Here is a 6,189-nt window from a genome sequence, read left to right as displayed (position 1 = left end):
GTGCGGACGACCGGCGTGCGCGCCGTGCATTTCGGCTCGGGCGTACGGCCGCGCGGCGAGGTACTGGCGCCGCTCGACGAGCGGCTCGTTGCGAAAGTGCGGGCGGTACTGGATCGCGCGACGCAGGCGTAAGCGTGTATCGGCCGCATCGACGTCCGGCGCCGCGTGCGTCAGTCGTAGCGGATCGTCAGGTCCTTCAGGATGTCGACATTGCCCCACTTGAACGCGCAGCGGCGGCCGACCTCGACCGCGGTCCCGTCGCGTGTTTCGCTGACAGGCGTGCAGCCACCGGCAATCTTCACCGTCGGCGTGCCTTGCCGTGACAGCGGGAACTCGATCGCTGCATCCTGCGGAATCGTATGCGTGAGTGCGACGTCTTCGACGTAGTCGTCGGGCAGCGTGAAGATCAGCGCGCGGTCGACCTTCAGCGTGTAGTAGTCGTGTTGGAACGGAATGCTGACCACGCAGAGCTCGGTGGTGTGGCCGTTCAGCGTCTGCGACGAACATTTCGGTTCGGCGGCATGTGCGGTAGCGGCGGCGATGCCGAGCACCGCGACGGCGATGTGCTTCATCGTTGGTTATCCCCGTAACGTGATGATGGAACCGCCGACGAGGCCGACGCGCGCAGCGCCCGGCGATCGCGGCGAAGCGCACATGTTAGTGCGGACGCGGCGCCGATGCACGTGCTTCGCCCCGCCGCGCCAATGAAAAAAGCCGGGACGTGTCCCGGCTTTCGTCATGCGGCGCAGCGTGCGACGCTCATGCGTGTTCCGCCAGGGCATCGGCCTCGCTCGCGCGAATCCCGAGACGCTCGAACAGCGCCGATTCCGGATACGGAATGCGTGCGGACGACCGGCGTGCGCGCCGTGCATTTCGGCTCGGGCGTACGGCCGAGCGGCGAGGTGCTCGCGCCGATCGACGAGCGGCTCGTTGCGAAAGTGCGGGCGGCGATCGATGGCGCGGCCCGGAACGGGTGAAGCGATCGTTCCCGCGCCGTCACGTGTTCCGCACGAACCAGGTCCGCTTCGCGCTCGCGAGCAGCGCGCGATAGACGATCCACGACACGGCGAAGGTTGCCGGCGCCGACAGCGACGCGGCAAACCCGCTCGCGTGGTTCAGTGCGAGCCCGGCGAACGCGCCCGCGAACCATGCCGCGAGCCCGCCCGGATTGAAGGTCGGCACATGCGCGTCGCGGCATTCGACGTCGTCGCCGACGAGCTCGCCGTAGCGCGCGGACAGGATATGTGCGAGCGCGACGCCGACCCACGCGACCACGAAGATGCCCTGATACGCGAGCGCCTGCAGGATCCGCGAGAAGACGTCGGCCATCATCAGCGCATAGACGACCGCACCGACCACGAGCGCCCATACGAATTTCGGCGCACGCAGGCCGGCCACCTTCTGGAAGAACGCCTGCATGTTGACCGTCGCGAGGTAGTAGTTCGCGGTGTTGATGCGCGACTGCGTGACCCAGACGAACAGCAGGCCCCACAACCCCATCAGCTTCAGCAGCGCGAGCACGACCGACACTTCGGATAGCGTGCCGAGCCCCGGAATCGTGCCGACCAGATAAATACCGGCCGCGCCGTTCAGCAGGAACGTGACGAGGTAGAACGGCATCCCGAAGTTGAAGCGGCCGTGATAGCGCGCGTCCTGCCTGCGGCCGAAGCGCGCGTAGTCGAACGTGAACATCATCAACACCCAGACGCCCATGTAGTAGACGAAGCAGTGCCACCATCCGCCGGCCGGCGCGCCGCCGGTCGGGCCGATGTCGAGCCACGCGGCGTGATAGCCGTATTCCGCCGTCGCGAGCCCGACCGCCGCGAGCAGCCCGAGCAGGTAGAACGGCAGCAACACGCCGTTGAACTTGTCGAGCCAGTGCTGCACGCTGCCGAACACGAGCGGCACGCTGTAGCCGACGACGAGCAGCGCGGCCCATTTGTAGTCGAGCGCCGGAAACAGGTGATGCGCGGCAATCGCGATCACCGAGCCTTCGAACACCGCGTAGTAGATGGCCGTCGCGAAGAAAATCAGCGTCGCGAGCGCTGCGCCCGCGCTGCCGAACAGCACGCGCGAGAACAGCGCGACCGATAGCCCGGTGCGGATCGCGTAGCGGCTGATGATCGTGTTGACGGAGCCGTACGACACCACCGACAGCGCCATGCCGATCAGCGCGTTGCGCGCGCCGTAGGTGAGCGCGAGCGTCGCGCCGACCACGATGTAGAACACCGCGCTGCACACGGCCCACCACGCCATCGTCAGCGAGAAGGGCGGCATGCGCGCGTGATCGGGAATGGCGAGCGTCGACAGATCGAGATCCTCGTCGGTGCGGGCCTGAGCCAGGTTGGCCATGAGCGTGCTCCTTGGTGAGCGAAACGGCGAACGACGTCGCGGCTGCGGTGCATGCGCTCCGCAGGGTTGCCCCGACGTCGGGCGGGCAACCGGTCCGGCAGAAACGACGCGCAAGCGTCCCCGCCGCGCGCCGCGCGGTCGCGCGGGCGGGAAACGGAATGCGAAGTCGGAAAACGAACCGCGCGGGCGGCCGTGCCGCGCCGCGGGGGCCCGGCACGGGGCCGGGCGTCCTGCGTTCAGTCCTGCAGCATGGCGCGCAGCAGCGCGAGGCGTCGCTGGTACTCGCGGCGCGCGGCGAGCGCGTCGGCCATCGTGACGCGCACGAAGCGCGCGCGATGGTTGGGCTGCATCTGGCCGATCAGGTCCATGTCGGCGCTGATCACGGTGCCGATCGTCGCGTAGCCGCCACCCGACACCGCGTCGCGATGCAGGATGATCGGCTCGAGCCCGGCCGGCACCTGGATCGAGCCGATCGGATAGCACGCGTCGACGATGTTCGACGGATCGGCGCCCGCGCCGAACGGCTGCTCGCGCGGCCGGAACTGCAGCGGGCGGCCGTTCTTGTAGCGATAGCCGATGCGGTCCGCCTCGGGCGCGACGGTCCATTCGTCGTCGAAGAACGTATGCGCCGATTCGTCGCTGAGACGGTAGTGGTAGAGGCCGGTCAGCACGCGCAGCTCGACCTGGCTGTCGAGCGGCCGGCACACGGCGGACGGCAGCTCGCGGCCTTCGCGGCCCGGCTCGCGCGCCGCGCCGACCGGCAGCCGGTCGCCTTTCTGCAGACGCCGGCCCGCGTGGCCGCCGATCGCGCCGAGCGCATACGTCGAGCGGCTGCCGAGTACGACCGGCACGTCGATGCCGCCCGCGACGGCGAGATACGCACGCGCGCCGCCCTTCACGTAGTTGAACGACAGCACGCTGCCCGCGCGGATGCGCAGCGCCACGTTGCAGCGCTGGCCGACGCCGTCGATTTTCGGCGTCATCTCCGCGCCGGTCACGGCGATCAGCGCGTCGGTGTGGAACAGCAGCTCGGGGCCGAGCAGCGTGCATTCGAGCACGGCGGCCTGCTCGGGATTGCCGACCAGCAGGTTTGCCGCGCGCGATGCGTACTGGTCGAGCGAGCCCGACGGCGGAATGCCGACGTGGTAGTGGCCTTGCCGGCCCATATCCTGGACCGAGGTCGCGAGGCCGGGCTTCACGACCTCGATCAGCTTGTGCGCGTCAGCTTGCATACAGCACCTCGACGAGAGAACGGTTGTACGCATCGGGATCGCGCCGGAATGCGTCGAGCGAGAATTTCACGGGGCGCACGCGCAGCGAGAACGTGCCCGCTTCGACGGCCGCGACGGCCGCGTCGTACGCGGCGCGATCGATCGGCTGGAACTTCACGATGTCGCCGGGGCGGAAGAACACCATGAAGTCGCGCAGATAGTCGAGCCGCTGTTCGGGATCGAAGATCGGCGCCGGCGTCACGCCGAACATCTGGTAGCCGCCGGCGCCGCGCACCGAGTAGATGCAGCCGAAGCAGCCGCCATGGCCGACCGTCAGCTTCGGCGTGTCGGTGCGCGGCCGCAGGTATTTCGGCACTTCGAGCTGGCGTTCGCGTTCGACCATCTGGTACATGAACGGCAGGCCCGCGACGAAGCCGACCATCGACACGAACCACGGCGCGCCCGAGTGCGCGGCGATGAAGTCGTCGACGTCGCGCTTGCCGTTGATGCGCGCCGCGTATTCGAGATCGGTCGACGACGGATCCTGATGACGCTCGCGGAACCGCATCATCGTCTCGTGCGTCCACGGATCGTTGTAGAGCACCGGCACCTCGACGATGCGCGTGTCGAGGTCGAGCGACGCTTCGCCGACGTCGGCTTCGATCGACTTCAGCAGCGCGACGAGCGCGTCGGGCGCGATCGTGTCCGGGTCGTAGCGCACCTGGTAGGACGCGTTGGCCGGGCAGATCTCGGTGATGCCGGGCACCGCGCGGCGCTGCAGCTCGCGCGTGATCGCGGTGCCCTTGAAGAAGGCGTCGAGCGACATCGCTTCGCTGATCTCGACGAACACGAACTCGTCGCCGCCGAACGTATAGCGGGTCGTCACAGCGCCTCCCCGACGCGTGTCGCGTCTGCGTTTACGTTGAGGTTTGCGGATTCGGAGTCGGACCGGCTCGCGGTGGCGGCCGCTGCGTCGAGCGCCGCACGCCATCGCGGCATCCAGGCCTCGAGGAAATTCGTGTGATAGCGGCCGGCGCGGACGTCGGCGTCCGCGAGCAGCGCGGCGTGCAGCGGCGCGGTGGTCTTCATGCCGCCGACCTGCAGTTCGCCGAGCGCGCGCGACAGACGCTGCAGCGCCGCCGCCCGGCTCTCGTCGTGCACGATCAGCTTTGCGAGCAGCGAGTCGTAGAACGGCGGCACGACGCAGCCCGGATAGAGCAGCGAGTCGACACGCACGCCGGGGCCGGTCGGCCACACGAGCGCATCGATCCGGCCGGGATTCGGGCGGAAGTCCTGCAGCGGGTCTTCCGCATTGATCCGGCATTCGAGCGCCGCGCCGCGCATCGCGATGTCCTGCTGTGCGAAGCGCAGCGGCTCGCCGTCGGCGATGCGCAGCGTTTCGCGCACGAGGTCGATGCCGGTGATCGCTTCGGTCACCGGATGCTCGACCTGGATGCGCGTGTTCATCTCGATGAAGTAGAACTCGCCGCGCGTGTCGTCGAACAGGTATTCGAGCGTGCCCGCACTGCGATAGCCGACTTCGCGCGCGAGACGTGTCGCCGATGCGCACAGCTCGGCGCGCAGCGCCGGCGTCAGCGAGGGCGACGGCGCTTCCTCGAGAATCTTCTGGCGGCGGCGCTGCAACGAGCATTCGCGTTCGAACAGATGGACGACGTCGCGCCCGTCGCCGAGCACCTGCACTTCGATGTGCCGCGCGCGCGCGATGAAGCGCTCCAGATAGACGCCGCCGTCGCCGAACGCGGCCTGCGCCTCGCGCTGCGCGAGCGGCAGTTCGGCCTCGAGCTGCGCCGCGTCGTGCGCGACGCGAATGCCGCGCCCGCCGCCGCCGGCGGCCGCCTTGATCATGACCGGATAGCCGATGCGCGCGGCCACCTCGCGCGCGGCGTCGAGCGACTGCACGACGCCGTCGCTGCCGGGCACCGTCGGCACGTTCGCGCGCCGCGCGGTGTCGCGTGCACGCGCCTTGTCGCCCATCGTCGCGATCACCTGCGCGTCCGGGCCGACGAAGACGAGGCCGGCCGCTTCGACCTGCGCGGCGAATGCGGCGTTCTCGGAGAGGAAGCCGTAGCCCGGATGGATCGCATCCGCGCCGCATTGCCGTGCGGCGTCGAGGATCGCGGCCGGATTCAGGTAGCTCTTCGCCGCGTGCGAGGAGCCGATGTGGATTGCTTCGTCGGCCATGCGCGCGGCGAGGCTGTCGCGGTCCGCATCGCTGACCACGGCGACCGCGCGCATTCCGAGCTCGTGCGCGGCGCGAATCACGCGCACCGCGATTTCGCCGCGGTTCGCGACCAGCACGGTGCGGATGCGCGACGGGCGATAGAACGCGTCGCAGGAAATTGCCCGATTCATCGCGTCACCCCTCGATCCGCATCAGCACCTGCCCCGCGTCGACGGGCTCGCCGTCTTCGACGAGCAACTCGACGACGCGCCCCGGCACCTCGGACTCGATCTCGGTGAACTGCTTCATCACTTCGACGAGGCCGACGACCGCGCCGGCGGCCACCGTCGCATCGAGCGCGACGTAGTAGTCCGCATCGGGCGACGGGCGCCGGTAGAAGGTGCCCGGCAGCGGGCTGACGATGTCGTGCAATGCCATCTCTGT

At 69.0% G+C, this 6,189-nt stretch carries 6 protein-coding genes and 2 pseudogenes; 2 read left to right on the top strand and 6 right to left on the bottom strand.

Annotated elements, in window-relative coordinates:
* A pseudogene (locus tag ACSHSS_RS04580) lies at positions 1 to 132 on the top strand (copper homeostasis protein CutC); the annotation flags it as partial.
* 38 nt (positions 133 to 170) lie between these two features.
* Here the strand turns inward: ACSHSS_RS04580 and ACSHSS_RS04575 are convergent.
* Complete coding sequence (locus tag ACSHSS_RS04575; protein WP_006398097.1) at positions 171 to 572, bottom strand: hypothetical protein; 402 nt, start codon at positions 570 to 572, stop codon at positions 171 to 173.
* Between the two features lie 270 nt (positions 573 to 842).
* On the opposite strand from ACSHSS_RS04575, the pseudogene ACSHSS_RS04570 reads away from it, so the two are divergent.
* Positions 843 to 977: pseudogene (locus tag ACSHSS_RS04570) on the top strand (copper homeostasis protein CutC); the annotation flags it as partial.
* A gap of 19 nt (positions 978 to 996) precedes the next feature.
* On the opposite strand, the gene ACSHSS_RS04565 reads toward ACSHSS_RS04570, so the two are convergent.
* The 5 genes from ACSHSS_RS04565 to ACSHSS_RS04545 all read right to left on the bottom strand — a co-directional run bounded on the left by ACSHSS_RS04565 (position 997) and on the right by ACSHSS_RS04545 (position 6,183).
* On the bottom strand, positions 997 to 2,352 hold the full coding sequence (locus ACSHSS_RS04565) for a purine-cytosine permease family protein (RefSeq protein WP_212160164.1): 1,356 nt from the start codon (positions 2,350 to 2,352) through the stop codon (positions 997 to 999).
* 236 nt (positions 2,353 to 2,588) lie between these two features.
* Positions 2,589 to 3,584 (bottom strand): 5-oxoprolinase subunit C family protein, encoded by a 996-nt coding sequence (locus ACSHSS_RS04560; protein WP_212160163.1) that lies wholly within the window; start codon positions 3,582 to 3,584, stop codon positions 2,589 to 2,591.
* Positions 3,574 to 4,449 (bottom strand): 5-oxoprolinase subunit B family protein, encoded by an 876-nt coding sequence (locus ACSHSS_RS04555; RefSeq protein ID WP_012212608.1) that lies wholly within the window; start codon positions 4,447 to 4,449, stop codon positions 3,574 to 3,576. The genes ACSHSS_RS04560 and ACSHSS_RS04555 overlap by 11 nt, the downstream gene beginning before the upstream one ends.
* Entirely contained in the window at positions 4,446 to 5,936 is a 1,491-nt protein-coding gene (locus ACSHSS_RS04550; RefSeq protein WP_105756884.1) for an acetyl-CoA carboxylase biotin carboxylase subunit, read from the bottom strand. The genes ACSHSS_RS04555 and ACSHSS_RS04550 overlap by 4 nt, the downstream gene beginning before the upstream one ends.
* Before the next feature lie 4 nt (positions 5,937 to 5,940).
* Positions 5,941 to 6,183, bottom strand: a complete 243-nt coding sequence (locus ACSHSS_RS04545) for an acetyl-CoA carboxylase (protein ID WP_006407110.1) — start codon at positions 6,181 to 6,183, stop codon at positions 5,941 to 5,943.
* Positions 6,184 to 6,189 lie beyond the last annotated feature (6 nt).

It is taken from the genome of Burkholderia sp. BC1 (genome assembly GCF_052683555.1).
The sequence above is the reverse complement of the archived record's forward strand: the minus strand, read 5'-3'. Positions and strand labels throughout refer to the sequence as shown.